We start from the raw sequence: 15,678 nt of genomic DNA, 5'->3' as shown, positions 1-15,678 counted from the left end.
GCCCGGTTCGGCCTCGGCCCGCGGGGCATCGCTGCGGAGGCGCTGGCGGAGGCCGATGTCCGCGTCGTCACCCGCTCGGCCCGGATCGAGACGGCGCGCGGGATCGGCTCGGTGGCCGAGGCCGCCGCCCTCGCAGCCGGCGGGCCTGAGGCACGGCTCGCCCTCCCCCGGATCACGAGCGCCGGCGCCACCTGCGCGCTGGCCGCCGTTGCGGACGGCGCGGCGCCCGTCCAAGAGGGGCCATGACCGTCCATTTCATCGGCGCCGGCCCCGGCGCCCCCGATCTCATCACCGTGCGCGGGCGCGACCTCATCGCCGCCTGCCCGGTCTGCCTCTATGCCGGCTCGCTGGTGGCGCCCGAGATCCTCGGCTGGTGCCCGGCGGGCGCGCGCATCGTCGACACCGCCCCCCTCGACCTCGACGCCATCGTCGCCGAGATCGAGGCCGCCCATGCCAGGGGCCAGGACGTGGCGCGCCTGCATTCGGGCGACCTCGCGATCTGGAGCGCCCTGGCCGAGCAGATGCGCCGGCTCGACCGGCTCGGCATCCCCTACACGCTGACGCCCGGCGTGCCCGCCTTCTCGGCCGCCGCCGCCGTGCTGCGGCGCGAGTTGACCGTGCCCGGCCTCGCGCAATCGGTGGTGCTGACCCGCTCCTCGGGCCGGGCCAGCGCCATGCCGGAGCGCGAGCGCCTCGCGAGCTTCGCGCAGACCGGCGCGACCCTCGCCCTCCACCTCTCGATCCACGTGGTGGAGGCGCTCGCCGCCGAGCTGCTGCCCTTCTACGGCGCGGATTGCCCGGCCGCGGCCGTGTTCCGCGCCACTTGGCCGGACGAACGCGTGATCCGCGGCACCCTGGCGACCCTGGCGGGCCAAGTGAAGGAAGGCGGGCTGGAGCGCACGGCGCTGATCCTCGTCGGCCCCGCCCTCGACCCGGGGGCCTTCCGCGAAAGCGCCCTCTACGCCCCCGATTACGACCGGCGCTTCCGCCCCGGCGGCGCGGTCTCGGCGGAGGGGACGCGGTGAGCGCGGCCGGGATCCTCGTCGCAGCGCCCCGGTCGAGCTCCGGCAAGACCACGGTGACGCTCGCCCTGATGCGCGCCCTCGCCCGGCGCGGCCTCGCCGTGCGCGGCGCCAAATGCGGGCCGGACTATATCGACCCCGCCTTCCACCGCGCGGCCACGGGCTTCCCGAGCTTCAACCTCGACAGCTTCGCCATGGGGCCGCCGCTCCTCGACGCGGTGGCGCGGCTGGTGGGCATGCAGGCCGACCTCGTCGTGGCCGAGGGCTCGATGGGTCTGTTCGACGGGGTGCGCGCGGCCGAGAACCGCACCGGCGCCAATGCCGACATCGCCGCCCGCTACGGCTGGCCGGTCGTGCTGGTGCTCGATGTCTCGGGCGCGGCTCAGACCGCCGCCGCCGTGGCTCTGGGCTGCGCCGCCTACGATCCCCGCCTGCGCATTGCCGGCGTGGTGCTCAACAAGGTCGCGAGCGCCCGCCACCGCCGGCTCGTCGAGGCCGGCCTCGCCCGGACCGGCCTGCCGGTGCTCGGGGCTCTGTCGCGCGACGCGGGGCTCGTCCTGCCGGAGCGGCATCTCGGTCTCGTCCAGGCGCGGGAGACCGCCGACCTCGAGGCCCGGCTCGACCGGCTGGCGGACCTCGCCGAGGCGGGTCTCGACCTCGACGCGATCCTGGCCGCGGCGGGCGGCGGCACCGCGGCCGGGGCGCCGGGCGCCCTGCCCGCACCGCCGGGACAGCGCATCGCGGTGGCCTCCGACGCCGCCTTCAGCTTCCTCTATCCGCATCAGGAGGCGGGCTGGCGGGCGGCCGGCGCCGAGATCCTGCCGTTCTCCCCCCTCGCCGACGAGGCGCCGCCGGCCGATTGCGACGTCTGCTGGCTGCCGGGCGGCTATCCGGAACTACATGCCGGGCGCCTCGCCGCGGCGGAGCGCTTCCGCGCGGGGCTCGCCGCCTTCGCCGCGGACAAACCGGTGCACGGCGAGTGCGGCGGCTACATGGTGCTCGGCGAGAGCCTGGAGGACGCGGACGGGGTCACGCATCCGATGGCCGGGCTGCTGCCGGTGTCCACGAGCTACGCGAAGCGGCGCCTGCATCTCGGCTACCGCGTGGCCCGCCTCGTCGCGGACGGGCTGCTGGGCCCGCGGGAGACGCGGCTCGTCGGCCACGAGTTCCACTATGCGGGCGAGCTGACGGCCGCTCCGGCCGAGGCCGAGGCGCTGGCCCGGGTGAGCGACGCGGAGGGGACCGATCTCGGCTTCGCGGGCCACCGGCGCGGACACGTCACCGGCAGCTTCTTCCACCTGATCGCGAGCGAGCCGGCCTGATGCCCTACTCGTCGGCCACCGCGCCATCCTCGATCGCCGCCTTGGCCTGCGAGAGTCGCGCGGCCGAGCGGACGATCGAGAGCACGTCGCGGCGGACCTGATCGTCCTGGATCGAGGCGTAGGCGCGCAGCAGCTCGATCGCACCATGGGCACTGAGGAAGCTGAACACGTCCTCCTGCGGCCCCTCGGACGGCCTGTCCTCCTCGAAGAAGGCCGAGACCGGCACTTCGAGGAGGCGCGCGATCTCGCGCAGGCGCCCGGCGCCGACGCGATTCTGCCCCTTCTCGTACTTCTGGACCTGCTGGAAGGTCACGCCCACCGCATTGCCCAGCGCGGTCTGGCTCATGCCGCGCGCCTTGCGCAGCGCTGTGATGCGAATCCCGACGAGGCGATCGACGTCGGTCGTCTGTTTCGGCATTGTCGGACTGGTCATGTTCTCTTCGTGCCGGCGCTTGCGACGATCTGCCAAGAAGACTGCCTCCCGACCTGCCCCCGCTGATCCGAGACCGGCAGTCCCCCATCACCCATCAGCATTGCAGCCTTTCGGGGCTGCCCACGCGAGATTTGGGCTGATCATGCGCGCCAAGTTTCGTTCATATGCTCAAGTTGGCCGAGAAGTCCATGTCCTGCACGATCATGCCTGCTCCGATTTCAGCGCGTGGAGTACCGATCCCGTCGCCGGATGTGATTGACACCGGGCATCCGAGCCCCGAACGCTGCGCGGACCGACTGAGGACCTCCAGATAGGGAGCAAACCCGTGTTCATCGCCATGAACCGTTTCAAGGTCGTGAAGGACGCGACGGCGGCGTTCGAGCAGGTCTGGCTGGACCGTGACAGCCATCTGGGCGAGATGGAGGGCTTCGTCGAGTTCCACCTCCTGCGCGGACCGGAGGCGGAGGACCACGTGCTCTACGCCTCGCACACGGTCTGGCGCTCGCGCGCCGATTTCGAGGCCTGGACCCGCTCCGAGCAGTTCCGCAAGGCCCATGGCCGCGCCCCCGGCACCCGGCCCCTCTATCTCGGACATCCCCAGTTCGAGGGCTTCGAATCAATCCAGACGGTGGCCCGCAGCGACGCCGCCTGAACGGCGGAGGCCGGGACAGGCCGACCCGAGGCGCGCGGGGCCCGCCCCGCCGCGCGAGAGACCGGCAGCCATCGCCCCACAGTCCGAGGCCCGGCCGGAGCGGCATCGCCCCGGCCCCGGCAGTGTGGGGCGCCACGCTGCCGCCCCACACCGCCCATCCCCTGTTTTCCACCACCCGCGGGTCCGGGACGCCGTGGCGAGGTCCGCCGCTTGCTCGGAGGAGGCTGGGATGCGGGGACGGATGCGAGGTCCGTCCCGGCCCGGGACAGTTTCGAGCATTCGCGGACCATGGCCCTTCAGATGCTTCACGGTCGCCTCCCCGAATCGTACCAAGCTGCGGCCGGGCGGTCGCGCCGCCACGTCTGGTCGGCGCTGCTCCCGCAGCGCGGGCGTGCGGCCCTGCGCGTCGGCATCTCGGTCGGGGTGGCCCTCGCCGACGTCGCCGCCATCCTCGGCACGGCGCTGCCGATCGAGATCGGCTATCACATCGTCGCCTATCGGAGCGTGCTCACCCCGGCCGACCTGCAATCCTGGCGGATGGCGGCTCTCCTCGCCCTCGTCGTGCTCGTGACCAACGCGCTGCGCGGCGAGTACACCTTCGAGAGCCTGCTCGCCGCCAAGCGCCGGTTCCAGCCGACCGCCAGCCTCTGGCTCGCGGCCTGGGGCGCGCTCCTCGTCGTCACCTTCGCCACCAAGACGACGACCGATCTGTCCCGCGCCGTCACCGTCCTCGCCTTCGCGCTGGGCCTGCCGGCCCTGCTCCTGGCACGCACGGCCACGGTGGCGCTGGTGCGCCGGCACGTCCGCCCGGCCTCGCCCTCGGCCAGCCGCGTCCACCTCGTCGGCTTCGAGGAGGACATCGCCCGCTTCTACGCCAACAACGAGGCCGACGGCCTCGGCATCCGGGTTGTCGGCACGAGCTACCTGCGCCGCGTGCCCCACGATGCGGGGAACGAGGCGCGCCACGCGCAGATGGCGGAGGATCTCGACCTCGCCGTCTCCGTGGTCCGCTTCCTGCGCCCGGACGATGTGTTCATCCTGATCCCCTGGGCCGACACGGCGGAGGTCGAGCGCTGCATCGACGCCTTCCTGCGGGTGCCTGCCGCCCTGCACCTGCGCCCCGGCACCGTGCTCGACCGCTTCCCCGAGATGTCGGTCGCCCGCGTCGGCCGGCTCTCGGGCATCAATATCGGCCGGCGCCCTCTGAACCTCGCCGAGATCGTGCTGAAGCGCGTGTTCGACCTCGCCGCCGCCTCGGTGGCCCTGGCGCTGCTCGCCCCGCTCTTCGCGGTGCTCGCCGTGCTGATCAAGCTCGACAGCCCGGGGCCGGTGCTGTTCCGCCAGAAGCGCTATGGCTTCAACCAGCAGCCGTTCGCCGTCTACAAGTTCCGCAGCATGCGGACGGAGGAGAACGCGGTGTTCCGGCAGGCGACCCGGAACGATGCGCGCATCACCCGTGTCGGCGCCTTCCTGCGCAAGACCAATCTCGACGAGCTGCCCCAGCTCCTCAACGTGCTGAAGGGCGAGATGTCCCTCGTCGGCCCGCGTCCGCACGCCCTCGCCCATGACCGCAGCTTCGAGCGGCGCATCGCCCTCTACGCCCGCCGCCACAACGTGCGCCCCGGCATCACCGGCTGGGCCCAGGTGAACGGCCTGCGCGGCGAGACGCTCACCGACCTCGACATGGAGCGGCGCGTCGCGCACGACCTGCACTACATCGACAACTGGTCGATCTGGTTCGACATCCAGATCATCGTCCGGACGGTGTTCTCCCGCCGCGCCTACCGGAACGCGTTCTGAGCATTCCTGGCGCGGCACGGGCGGCGGCGCGCGGTCGCGCTTGCGCCGCGCGAACGATCCGATCGATCGTAGCCAGCGGGATCGCTCAGGATGCCAAGCCCGCCTCGCCCTGCGCGCGGTCGCGGCAGGCGCCGCACTCGCCCTCGACCTCCAGGATCCGGCTCGCGGGGCGGAAGCCCGCCCGGTCCAGCGCCCGGTGGAGGCCGGCCTCGACCTCGGGCGCGGTGGTCTCGTCGATGCTCCCGCAGGAGCGGCAGATCAGGAAGACCAGCCCCTCGCCTGCTCCGTGCTCGTGCGCGCAGGAGACGAAGGCGTTGCGGCTGGCGATGCGGTGGACGAGGCCGAGCTCGGTCAGGAAATCGAGGGCGCGGTAGACCGAGACCGCGGCCACCCGCCGTCCGGGCAGGCTGAGCCGCTCGGCGATGTCGTAGGCGCCGAGCGGGCCGTGGGCGGCCGCCACGGTCTCCAGCACGTCCCGGCGCAGCCGCGTGAATTGCAGGTCGCGCTCCCGGCACAGGCGCTCGGCGCGCGCGAGCATGTCGGTGCAGGTCCCGCACGCCGCCCCGTGACCATGCCCTTGGCCATGATCCTGGCCGTGATCGTGGTCGTGACCCTGGCCATGCCCGTGCAGCACCCGGCCATCCTCCTGCATGCCCGTCTCCCGGACCAGCGACCGGCGGCCCGGATTGAACCCGCCGGCTGTTACAGTGTATCAGGCCCGAGTATATAGGCGGCCCCGGATCGGGCGGCAAACCGCGGGGCGGCCCGCGTTCCGACGCTGGGGACGACGCGTCCCGACCTCCCGAAGTCCCTTCCCGAAGTCCCTTCCCCAAGCCCCTGTCGAAGACGCCATCCCGTGTCCCGAACCGACCCGCACGCGGCCGAACCCCGCTCCTCCCTGTTCCGCAGCGGGCTCGCCCTCCGCCTCGTCCTGGCCGGCGGGCTCGCCGCGCCGCTCTGGCTCGCCATCCTGTGGGCGACGGCGTGAGCGCGCTTCAGGTCACCCCCGGCGCCGTGCGCCTCGCCGGCCTGACACTCGGCTACGACCGCCACCCGGCCGTGCACCATCTCGACGGCACCATCCCGCCGGGCGACCTGCTCGCTCTGGTCGGGCCGAATGGGGCCGGCAAGTCGACCCTGCTTAAGGGCTTGGTCGGCGAGATTCCCTGCCTCGACGGGCAGATCCTGCGCGGCGTGCCGCGCGAGGCCATCGCCTATTTGCCGCAAGCGGACGAGATCGACCGCAGCTTCCCTCTCTCCGTGCTCGACCTCGCCGGGATGGGCCTGTGGCACCGCTCCGGCCCCTGGCGCAGCCTGCGCGGCGAGCGCGCCCACATCCTTGAGGCGCTGAGGGCGGTCGGCCTCTCGGGATTCGAGGAGCGCCAGATCGGGACGCTCTCCGGCGGCCAGTTCCAGCGGGCCCTGTTCGCCCGGCTGATCCTGCAGGACGCCGCGGTGATCCTCCTCGACGAGCCCTTCACCGGCATCGATGCGCGCACCGTGGACGACCTCCTCGCGCTGATCGGGCGCTGGCACGGGCAGGGCCGTACCGTGGTGGCGGCGCTCCACGACCTCGCGCAGGTACGGGCGCATTTCCCCTCGACGCTGCTCCTCGCCCGCGAGCCGGTGGCCTGGGGACCGACCGCCGCGGTGCTGAGCCCGGGCAACCTCGCCCGCGCCGCCCGCCTGTCGGAGGCCTGGGACGAGGACGCGGCGGTCTGCGCGCGCGACCACGCCCACGGCCCCGCGGCGCCGGGCCAGCCGCACGGAACCGGACAGGACGACGGGACCGGCGGTTCCGCGCAGGATCACGGGCACGACCACGCGCACGCCCCGGGCGGCCACCGCCACGCCCACCCTCACCACCGGCACGGGGACGCGGCGTGACCGACTGGCTCGGCCCCCTCCTCGATCCCTTCGCCTTCGGCTTCATGCGCCGGGCGCTCGTCGGCTGCCTCGCGCTCTCGCTCTCGGCCCCACCCATCGGCGTCTTCCTGATGCTGCGGCGGATGAGCCTGATGAGCGAGGCCATGAGCCACGCCATCCTGCCCGGCGCCGCGGCGGGCTTCCTGGTGGCGGGCCTGTCGCTGCCGGCGATGACGCTCGGCGGCCTCGTCGCCGGCCTCGTGGTCGCGCTCCTCGCCGGCTTCGTCACGCGCACCACGGCTTTGCGCGAGGATGCGAGCCTCGCCGCCTTCTACCTGATCTCGCTCGCGGCCGGCGTGCTGCTGGTGTCGCTGCGCGGCTCGCAGATCGATCTCCTGCACATCCTGTTCGGCACGGTGCTGGCGCTCGACGACGGGGCGCTCCAGCTCCTCGGCGTCATCAGCACGCTGACCCTGTTCGCGCTGGCCGTGCTCTACCGGCCGCTGGTGATGGAATGCGTCGACCCGCTCTTCCTGCGCACGGTCAGCCGGGCCGGCGGCCCCGCCCACTACGCCTTCCTGGGCCTCGTGGTGGTCAACCTCGTCGCGGGCTTCCAGGCGCTCGGCACCCTGCTCGCGGTCGGACTGATGCTGCTGCCCGCGATCACCGCCCGGTTCTGGGCGCGGGGTCTCGGCGGCCTGATCGCGAGCGCCATGCTGATCGGGGTGCTGGCGAGCGTCGGCGGCCTCGTCCTGTCCTACCATCTCGGCCTGCCGAGCGGCCCGTCCATCGTGCTGGTTGCGGGCGGCCTCTACCTCGTCTCGATGCTCGCCGGCCCGCAGGGCGGCCTGCTCCACCGCCTCGTGCGTCCGCGCCATCTCGAGGCCTGATCCGGCCGGGATCGATCGGATCAGGCCTGACCAGAACTTTCCAGCGCCTCGGATCATATGCTTCCGAACGTGTCTGGAGAGCGGAATGGTGCGGTCGAGCCTGTACCGGGTGACGAAGGGGACGCTGCGCCTCCTCTCCCGACCGGTGCGGCGGGCGCAGGGGCGGGGCGGCCTCGTGCTGGAACCTTATCGCGGCTACGGCTCCTGCGAGGCGATCTTCCTGATCGGACGCGTCTTCCGGCAGCGCCACGCCGACCGCGAGACCGACCGCGACAGCCTCGCCGACCTCTGGCGCGACATGCGGCGGCGCATCGCGCGGCGGGCCGTTCCGGGAGCCGCCGTCACGGCCCGCTTCTGCGGCACCGCGCAGCGGGTCGCGACCGACCGGGACGGCTATTTCCGCATCCATCTGGAGCCGCAGCACCCGCCCGCGGAGGCCGGCCCCTGGCACGGGGTCGATCTCGTGCTCGAGGCCGATCCGCCCGTCGCGGCGCGGGCCGAGGTGTTCATCCCGCCGCGGCGCGCCCGGATCGCCGTGATCAGCGATATCGACGACACGGTGATGCACACGGGCGTCGCCAACAAGCTCGTGATGCTCTGGCGCCTCTTCGTGGAGGATGCCGAGAGCCGCGTCGCCTTCCCCGGCGTCGCCACCCTCTACCGGGCCCTGCATGCGGGCGGCACCGGGGCGGAGGGCAACCCGATGCTCTACGTGTCGCGGGCGCCCTGGGGCCTGTACGAGGTGCTGAGCGAGTTCTTCCGCCGCCACGCGATCCCCGTCGGGCCGATCCTGTTCCTGCGCGAGTGGGGCCTGTCCTGGACGCATCCGCTGCCGCGGCGGGCCGAGGATCACAAGCGGGTGCTCATCGCCCACATGCTGGACCTCTACCGCGACCTGCCGGCCGTGCTGATCGGCGACAGCGGCCAGCACGATCCCGAGGTCTATGCCCGCGTCGTGGCCGAGCATCCCGGGCGGGTCCGGGCGATCTACATCCGAAACGTCTCGGCGGATGCGGGCCGCATCGCCGAGATCGAGCGCATCGCGGAAGGCGTGACGGGAGCCGGGGCGAGCTTCGTGCTCGCCGCCGACAGCGTCGCCATGGCCGAGCACGCCGCCCGGCTCGGCCTGATCGCGCCGGAGGCGGTCGAGGCCGTGGCGGGCGAGCGCGCCGCCGCACCGCCCGAGCCCGCTTTGGGCCCGCTCCAGGCCGTGCTGCGCCCGTCCGAGCCGCCGCCCACCCTGGTGGCCGAGCCGGAGGCGGGCGAGCGGGCCGGGCTGTGAGCGCGAAGCCCGTGCGCGCGATGCGGTGACGAGGGGGCGTCCCACGACGCGTCGCGTCCTCATGAGCGGCAGCGGCCGGAAATGGTGAGAAATTTGACGTCAATCAGAAGCGTGAGCGCGGCTGTCGGTCAGATCGGGCGAGGCCATCACGGCCGGAGGGCTCAGGGAGGACGGGCCACATGCCAACACGTGATGAAGTCGCCCGGGCGATCTGCGATGCCTGGGGTTTCGCCTGGGAGACCGGGCTGCAGGGCGGCGGACGGTACGCCGCCGACAACGCCGCCGATGAGACCGCCGAGCCGCCGACCCGGCAGCACTTCTACGCCGCCGCCGACGCGGCGATGGCGCTCTATACGCCGCCGGGCATCGCGGAGAGCCAGGGCGGCCGGCGGCATCGCTTCCAGGCGCATCACCGATTCACGTGGTTCTGCACGGTGTGCGGCTACGGGCCGGGCGAGACGCTCCGGCACCTGCCGGAAGCCCGCCCGCTTCCCCTCCGCAACCAGCCGACCGAGGACAACCGATAGGGCCGGTTCGACGCGCTGACGGACCCGTTGCGCGCTCCCTCCCCCTGAGGCGACCGCGCCGGGCGTGGCCGCGCGGATCGGCACTCAATCCGCCGTCTCGGCGGCGTCCGGCTCGCGCGGCGCCTCGGCGCGGGCCGGCGCGCCCAGGAGCTTCGCGCCGGCCGCGAGGAAGCGGCCCGGATCGACCGGGTTGCCGGACAGGCGCGTCTCATAATGCAGATGCGGCCCGGTGGAGCGCCCGGTCGAGCCGACCGTGCCGATCACCGCGCCCGCGGGCACCGCCTGGCCGACGCTCACCCCGACGCTCGCGAGGTGGGCGTAGCGCGTGACGAGGTCGTGGCCGTGATCGATCTCGACGAGATTGCCGTAGCCGCCGCTCTGGGCCGCCGTGACCACGCGCCCGTTGCCGGCGGTGCGGACCGGGGTGCCGACCGGAGAGCGGAAATCCATGCCGGCATGCATCCGGCGCTCGCCCGTGAACGGATCCTTGCGCATCCCGAAATTGCTGGAGGTGCTGGAATCGCTCTCGATGGGCGAGCGCATCGGAATGGTCTCGCCGAGGCTCCGCCAGTGCCCGGCCTCGGTCAGCGACGCGTCGGCGGCAGCGAGCGCGCGGGCGAAGGCGTCGCGCGGCGCGGGCCCCGCCGGGGCCGCCGCCGACCCCGGCGCGAGCGTCAGATGCAGCTCGGCCAGGGCGGCCCTGACCCGCTCGATCCGTTCGCGGGCGAAGACCGAGACACGCTCCACCAGACGGAACTGCCGCCCCTCCGTCCGGCCGAGCCGGGCCTCGATCTGCTCGAACTGCTCGCGCAGAGGCTTGCCCGCGAACAGGCGCTCCACGGCCGCGCCCTTCCGGGTCGGCGGCCGGACCGGCTCCTCGACCCGGCCGGGCGGCTCCGGCTGGGGCGCGACGCCGCTCGCCAGCGCGCGCTCCAGCGTGGCGGCGAGGGCGGCCTCGCGGTTCTCCAGATCGACCTGACGCACGATCATGTCGGCGAGCCGTTCGGCCAGGCCGTCCTGCTCCAGCATCTGATGGCTCGCGACGCCGACGAGCCGGCGGGTCAGGGCGCGGACCTTGCCCTCGTGCTCAGCCTGCCGGATCGCGGCCTCGTCGGTCAGCCGCGCCACCGCGCCGGATTGGGTGACGGCGAGGTAGGTGGCCGGCACCGCCCAGGCCACGCACAGCGCGAGCAGGATCCACGGCAGGCGACCCGAGCCGGTCCCGGCGGACCGCACGGTGCGGGCAGGCGGACGCCTCCGGCTTCTGCTCAACGTCACGTGTCGCCCCTCATGGACGGCGCTTCCCATGGACGGTGCCCGCCGCGCCCGGCCGGGAGTCCGCGGCTCGAGGCTACAGGCGGCGCCAGGATGCGTTCGGCCGCCGGATATCACGCCGCTCTTACAGCAAATTTCAGGTCCGGAGCCACAGGCGCGTCCGGCCGGATCTGTGTTCGCGCATTCCGTCCGGCAACCCCGATTGGATTGACCCCACCCAAAAGCCGGAGGACACTTCGCACCGACGTTACGGAGACTGTCATGGACATGGCCAGCGGCAGCGTCGAATCGGGCGGGTCGACGGAGGCGTTGAGCCTCGACGAGGCCCTCGAGATCGCGGCGCGGGCCCACCGGGCGGGCGACGTGCCGGTGGCCGAGGCGCTCTACAGCCGCATCCTGGCGGTGGCGCCCGACCACGCCGCAGCACTCCATTTCTACGGCGTGCTCCATCACCAGACGAGCCGGCCGCGCGAGGCCGTCCAGCTGATTCGCCGCGCCATCGAGATCGAGCCGGAGGATCCGAGCGCGCATATCAATCTCGGCAACGTGTTCTTCGAGCTCGACCGGCCCGACCTCGCGGTCAAGGCCTACAACACGGCGATCCTGCTGGAGCCCGCCGAGATCGACGCGCGCAACAATCTCGGCGTCGCCCTGCGCGTCCTGCGCCGGCCGGAGGAGGCGGAGGCGATCTACCGGGAGGCGATCGACCTCGATCCGCAGCATCGCGACGTCTGGAACAATCTCGGACGCCTGCTCGGCAGCCAGGGGCGGGTGCAGGAGGCGATCGCCTGCCACGCGCGGGCGCTGGAGCTGGAGCCGGCCGATGCCGGCACCCGCCGCTTCCTCGTGGCGGCCTATGCCGCGACGCGCGAGCACGACCGGGCGCTGGCGATCCTGCGGGACTGGCTGCGCGACGAGCCCGAGAACCCCTCCGCGCAGCATCTCGTCGCCGCGATCTCCGGCGAGAACGTCCCCGAACGCGCCAGCGACCGCTACGTCACGGCCCTGTTCGACGGCTTCGCCTCGAGCTTCGACCACAAGCTCGCCCGCCTCGACTACCGCGCGCCGAGCCTCGTCGCCGCCGCGGTCGACGCCGTGCACGCGCCCAACGGCGACCTCGTCGTGCTGGATGCCGGCTGCGGGACCGGCCTGTGCGGCCCGGCGCTCCGGACCCATGCGCGCGTGCTCGTCGGCGTCGACCTGTCCGAGCGGATGCTCGACAAGGCGCGGCAGCGCGGCTGCTACGACCGCCTCGATGCGGGCGAGCTGACCCAGTACCTGCGCGACCGGCCGGCCACCTACGACCTCGTCGTCTCCGCCGACACGCTCTGCTATTTCGGCCCCCTCGACGCCTTCGGCGCGGCGGCGGCCGGTGCGCTCCATCCGGGCGGGCACCTCGTCTTCAGCGTGGAGGAGAGCGACGGGCCGGATTTCGTGCTGCACCCGCACGGCCGCTACAGCCACGCGCGCGCCTACGTGGAGCGCGCCCTGACGGAGGCCGGGTTCCGGATCGAGACCGTCGGCTCCGAGGGCCTGCGGATGGAGCGCGGCGAGCCGGTCCGCGGCCTCATCGTCACCGCCCGCAGGCTCTGAACGCCTCCCACTCCGACAGGTCGCCCCATGGGAAAGCCCGCCGCCCGCATCACCGACATGCACACCTGCCCCATGGTCACGGGCGTGGTGCCCCATGTCGGCGGCCCGATCACCGCGCCCTGCTGCCCGACGGTGCTGATCGGGAAACTGCCCGCGGCGCGGGTCGGCGACATGGCGATCTGCGTCGGCCCGCCCGATGTGATCGTCCAGGGCTCGCCGACCGTGCTGATCGGCGGCCAGATGGCGGCGCGGATCGGCGACATGACCGCCCATGGCGGCGTGATCGTCGTGGGGCTGCCCACCGTGCTGATCGGCGAATCCGCGGGCTGAGGCCGCTTCCAGTCGATCATGTCGGCTGATCGCGCATTCCCCTCTCCCCGCGTGCGGGGAGAGGGGATCCGCGGCAGCCGGCTTCGATCAATCGGCCTCGTCGCATCCGGCCCGGTCACCGCCCCGCCGAGACCGGCACGGCCTGGGCCTCGGGGCCGGCCGGCACGCTCACCGTCTTCACGCTGCGGTAGCGGTCGAGGCGCAGCGAGATCATCGTCTCGAACTTGTTGCGGACCTCGGCGACCGAGAGGCCCTTGGTGCCGCCGTCGCTGCCCGGGCCGTAGAAGATCGGCTTGTTGGAGAGGGCCGGCTTCGGCAGCAGCTCGGCCGCGACCGTGTCGGGCTTGCGGGTGATCTCGTCGATCATCCGCTCGGCGCCGTCCGGCCCCAGGAAGTGGACGAGGTAGACCTCGCCGCCTGTGAGGTTGCGGCCGATCCGCTTGGCGATGCGCAGGCTGTCGCGCTTCAGCATCTCCGCGGCGAGCACCGCCGAGAGATAGGGGTCGCGGCGCAGGTCGAGGATTCGGGCCCGGTGCGCGCCGAACTGGCCGCCCGCGATCAGGGCCGCCTCCTTGTCCAGGCCGTAGCGGGGGCCGAACTCGCGCACCACGCCGAGCCAGGTCTTCTCGATGAACTGGTACAGGCCGGAGGCCGACGAGGTCTGCGCCTGCGCCTCCGTCTTGAAGCTCGATTCCTTGTCCGCGATCGCCATCAGCAGCACCGGGTCGACGCTCGTCGCCCGCGAGGCGCGCACGATCTTCTCCACCAGGTAGCGCCGGATGCGCATGGGCCCGAAGACCAGGAGCTCGTCCGGGTTGCGCGGGCCCTTGCCCTCCAGCTCGCGCGCCAGCGCCGTGTAGGCGGCCAGTTCCGGCCGGTTGCCGGCCCGCGCCTGAACGGCGCCGATATCGCCCTCGACCAGCGACTTGCCGGCATCGGCCGAGAGCTTCACCGCGGGCGGCGCCACCGGCTGCGCGCCGGAGAGCACGATGGCCTCGCCCGAGCCCGGACGCGGGGCGATGCGGATGGAGGAGGCGAGCGGCGAGTTCGGCTGCGCATCGACGTCGGTGACGTCGTAGAGCTGCGCCGCCAGGTCCGGGCTCACCAGGATGACGGGCTTGTCCTCGCCGAGGCTGAGGGTGGCGGTGGCCTGGGCGACCTCCTCGTCGGGCTCGGGGCTCTGCGGCACGGCGAGCCAGCCGATCCCGGCCCCGACCAGCATCAGCAGGGCGACCGCGCCGAGGCCGAGGAACGGCCGGTGCTCCACCTGCGCGAAGACCGCGCTGGCGCGCAGGGATTCCCACAGGGTCTCGCGGTCGGACGCGGCGCGGAGGGTGGGCCGCAGATGCGTGGCGGCGCGCCGCGCGGCGACGAAGGCGGCGATCTCCGGGAACCAGCGCGCGTCGGTCGCCGGGTCGGTCGCGGCCCTGAGCCGCCGGATCCCCGCCTCGACCTCGCCCGCCGCGCGCCGGTCGAGGCCGAGGCGGCTGCGCAGGGCGCGCGCGCCCGCCTTCTCCCGCGCGACCAGATCGATGGCCAGGAACCACGTCACCAGGGCGGGACGCGCCTTGGCGAAGGGCGTGCCCTGGCAGGGGAAGACCTTCATGCCGCAGGAACGGCAGGAGAAGGCCCGGTTGCGGCTCTCCCGCTCGAAGCCCTGGCGGCCGCCGCAGGCGGCGCAGGGCACATCGCCGAAGCGCAGCCGCATCACCTCGTCGAGGCATCCCTCCTCGGTCAGGTGCGGGTCGGCGGCGGCGCGCATGGCCTCAGTTCCAGACCTTGATCAGGCGCACGGCGAGGCCGAGCCCGGAGCCCGGCCGGCCCAGCTCCTGCGCGAGATTGGCCAGGATCGCCTCGCTGCCCGCCTGCGCGCCGCCGGTGGCGAGGGGCGCGCGGCTCCCGACGGCCAGGATGAGCTGCGCCCGCCCGTTGCCGGCGGGCGGAACCTCCAGGCGGACCGCGAAGCGCGCCTGCCGGCCCGCGCGCTTCAGGTAGCGGGCGAGGTCGTGCACCGAGCCGTCGCGCTCGACCAGAAGGAGGGTGATCTCCGGGGCCTCGCCGAGCTCCACGGTGCCGCGCAGCTCCTCCCCGCTGCGCAGCCGGTCGCTGTCGAGCCGGAGCTTGGGCACGTTGGTCGGCCGGAGCTGCGCCTGCCGCGCGAGCAGGTCGACCACCGCGCACTGGCCGCGCTCGACCTGCCGGAGCTGGATCTTCGCCTCGAAGCCGAAGGTCCGCCGGAAGGCCTCGTCGAAGTCCTGGAACGGCCGCGCGGCGGTGCCGTAGGCCTCGACGATCGCGTCCTGGCCGCTCACCGTCGTCGGGTTGAGGAAGAAGCAGTCGCCGCCGCGATAGCCGCGGATATAGGCGGCGACCTGCTCCATGGTGGTCCCGGTCGGCGAGGGCGGCGTCGGGGACGGCGCGTCCGGGCCGGGACCCGGAATGTCCTCGGGCGGGGGGACCGGTGGCGCGACGGGCGGCAGGGCGTCGTCGGGCGTCGGAGGCGGGACCGGCGTCGGGGGCGGCGTCGCGGGCTCGCGCGGCTCCTTGAGAACCTCGCCGGTATCCGGGTGCGGGATCCGGGGGCTGCCCGGGCCGAGCAGGACGACGGCGGCGATGCCGCCGGCGAGCGCCAGCGCCGCGCCGCCGATCGCGAGCCCCTTCGCCATGCCCTTGCGGCCGCGGCCCG

General features: G+C 73.4%; 16 protein-coding genes and 1 pseudogene. 12 read left to right on the top strand and 5 right to left on the bottom strand.

From position 1 onward, the window contains the following. From MET9862_RS24780 to MET9862_RS24770, 3 genes are all read left to right on the top strand, one after another. On the top strand, positions 1 to 246 hold a 246-nt coding region (locus MET9862_RS24780), incomplete at its 5' end, for a cobalamin biosynthesis protein (protein ID WP_185156997.1). Then, a complete protein-coding gene (gene cobM, locus MET9862_RS24775; RefSeq protein WP_142585636.1) occupies positions 243 to 1,025 on the top strand; it encodes a precorrin-4 C(11)-methyltransferase in 783 nt (260 codons plus the stop codon). The genes MET9862_RS24780 and cobM, both read left to right, overlap by 4 nt. After that, positions 1,022 to 2,344 carry a cobyrinic acid a,c-diamide synthase CobB gene (locus tag MET9862_RS24770; protein WP_142585635.1) on the top strand — a complete coding sequence of 441 codons (1,323 nt, stop codon included), beginning with the start codon at positions 1,022 to 1,024 and terminating at the stop codon, positions 2,342 to 2,344. Before cobM ends, MET9862_RS24770 begins: the two co-directional genes overlap by 4 nt. A 4-nt stretch (positions 2,345 to 2,348) precedes the next feature. On the opposite strand, the gene MET9862_RS24765 is transcribed toward MET9862_RS24770, so the two are convergent. Next, positions 2,349 to 2,777, bottom strand: a complete 429-nt coding sequence (locus MET9862_RS24765; RefSeq protein ID WP_244612889.1) for a helix-turn-helix domain-containing protein — start codon at positions 2,775 to 2,777, stop codon at positions 2,349 to 2,351. A 325-nt stretch (positions 2,778 to 3,102) separates the two neighbouring features. Here MET9862_RS24765 and hmuQ point away from each other — a divergent pair, with 325 nt between their 5' ends. Then, entirely contained in the window at positions 3,103 to 3,429 is a 327-nt protein-coding gene (hmuQ, locus tag MET9862_RS24760; protein WP_142585634.1) for a heme-degrading protein HmuQ, read from the top strand. 300 nt (positions 3,430 to 3,729) lie between these two features. Continuing rightward, positions 3,730 to 5,229: an undecaprenyl-phosphate glucose phosphotransferase gene (locus MET9862_RS24755; protein ID WP_142585633.1), complete on the top strand. Its 1,500-nt coding sequence runs from the start codon at positions 3,730 to 3,732 to the stop codon at positions 5,227 to 5,229. 85 nt (positions 5,230 to 5,314) lie between these two features. On the opposite strand, the gene MET9862_RS24750 is transcribed toward MET9862_RS24755, so the two are convergent. After that, the gene (locus MET9862_RS24750; protein ID WP_142585632.1) at positions 5,315 to 5,881 is read right to left on the bottom strand and encodes a Fur family transcriptional regulator; all 567 of its coding nucleotides are present in this window, start codon (positions 5,879 to 5,881) and stop codon (positions 5,315 to 5,317) included. 204 nt (positions 5,882 to 6,085) lie between these two features. Here MET9862_RS24750 and MET9862_RS30530 point away from each other — a divergent pair, with 204 nt between their 5' ends. From MET9862_RS30530 to MET9862_RS24730, 5 genes are all read left to right on the top strand, one after another. Continuing rightward, complete coding sequence (locus MET9862_RS30530) at positions 6,086 to 6,217, top strand: hypothetical protein (RefSeq protein WP_280178994.1); 132 nt, start codon at positions 6,086 to 6,088, stop codon at positions 6,215 to 6,217. After that, a complete protein-coding gene (locus tag MET9862_RS24745) occupies positions 6,214 to 7,116 on the top strand; it encodes a metal ABC transporter ATP-binding protein (RefSeq protein WP_142585631.1) in 903 nt (300 codons plus the stop codon). The genes MET9862_RS30530 and MET9862_RS24745 overlap by 4 nt, the downstream gene beginning before the upstream one ends. 44 nt (positions 7,117 to 7,160) lie before the next feature. Beyond that, entirely contained in the window at positions 7,161 to 7,985 is an 825-nt protein-coding gene (locus MET9862_RS24740) for a metal ABC transporter permease (RefSeq protein ID WP_142585638.1), read from the top strand. Positions 7,986 to 8,070: 85 nt separating this feature from the next. Continuing rightward, positions 8,071 to 9,267 (top strand): App1 family protein phosphatidate phosphatase, encoded by a 1,197-nt coding sequence (locus MET9862_RS24735; protein WP_142585630.1) that lies wholly within the window; start codon positions 8,071 to 8,073, stop codon positions 9,265 to 9,267. A gap of 179 nt (positions 9,268 to 9,446) precedes the next feature. Beyond that, on the top strand, positions 9,447 to 9,794 hold the full coding sequence (locus tag MET9862_RS24730; protein WP_142585629.1) for a hypothetical protein: 348 nt from the start codon (positions 9,447 to 9,449) through the stop codon (positions 9,792 to 9,794). A gap of 84 nt (positions 9,795 to 9,878) precedes the next feature. On the opposite strand, the gene MET9862_RS29635 is transcribed toward MET9862_RS24730, so the two are convergent. Beyond that, on the bottom strand, positions 9,879 to 11,072 hold the full coding sequence (locus MET9862_RS29635; protein WP_185156996.1) for a M23 family metallopeptidase: 1,194 nt from the start codon (positions 11,070 to 11,072) through the stop codon (positions 9,879 to 9,881). 258 nt (positions 11,073 to 11,330) lie between these two features. Between MET9862_RS29635 and MET9862_RS29630 the strand changes: the two genes are divergently transcribed. Together MET9862_RS29630 and MET9862_RS24720 are read left to right on the top strand one after the other, a co-directional pair. Further along, on the top strand, positions 11,331 to 12,662 hold the full coding sequence (locus MET9862_RS29630) for a tetratricopeptide repeat protein (protein WP_185156995.1): 1,332 nt from the start codon (positions 11,331 to 11,333) through the stop codon (positions 12,660 to 12,662). A 27-nt stretch (positions 12,663 to 12,689) separates the two neighbouring features. After that, entirely contained in the window at positions 12,690 to 12,992 is a 303-nt protein-coding gene (locus MET9862_RS24720; RefSeq protein ID WP_142585627.1) for a PAAR domain-containing protein, read from the top strand. A gap of 115 nt (positions 12,993 to 13,107) precedes the next feature. Here the strand turns inward: MET9862_RS24720 and MET9862_RS24715 are convergent, their stop codons facing one another. Then, complete coding sequence (locus MET9862_RS24715) at positions 13,108 to 14,754, bottom strand: transglycosylase SLT domain-containing protein (RefSeq protein ID WP_244612888.1); 1,647 nt, start codon at positions 14,752 to 14,754, stop codon at positions 13,108 to 13,110. Positions 14,755 to 14,758: 4 nt separating this feature from the next. After that, positions 14,759 to 15,678: pseudogene (locus tag MET9862_RS24710) on the bottom strand (hypothetical protein); the annotation flags it as partial.

It is taken from the genome of Methylobacterium symbioticum, assembly GCF_902141845.1.
In the GTDB taxonomy this organism is placed as follows: Bacteria; Pseudomonadota; Alphaproteobacteria; order Rhizobiales; family Beijerinckiaceae; genus Methylobacterium; species Methylobacterium symbioticum.
This window is presented reverse-complemented; position numbering and strand designations above follow the sequence as displayed.